The 238-nt window shown below is 65.1% G+C and carries 1 pseudogene; it reads left to right on the top strand.

The window, feature by feature from the left end:
* A pseudogene (locus SB756_RS34945) lies at nucleotides 1-238 on the top strand (preQ0 transporter); the annotation flags it as partial.

Here is a 238-nt window from a genome sequence, read left to right as displayed (position 1 = left end):
GTGCTCGATGGCAAGCAGGCTTCGCCTTCTCCAGCGCCCCGCACCTGGACATCATCTGGTCCGCCTGGGGTGGCCTGGTGTTCATCCTGCGCGACATGGTGCAGACCCGCTTCGGGCATGGCGCCTTGGTCGCCATGCTGGTGGCCCTGGTGCTGTCCTACATCACCTCGGAGCCTGCCATCGCCCTGGCCAGCGCCACGGCGTTTTTCGTTTCCGAGCTGATCGACTGGCTGGTGTT

This window comes from Pseudomonas sp. SIMBA_068, from assembly GCF_046534705.1.
In the GTDB taxonomy this organism is placed as follows: Bacteria; Pseudomonadota; Gammaproteobacteria; order Pseudomonadales; family Pseudomonadaceae; genus Aquipseudomonas; species Aquipseudomonas putida.
The sequence above is the reverse complement of the archived record's forward strand: the minus strand, read 5'-3'. Positions and strand labels throughout refer to the sequence as shown.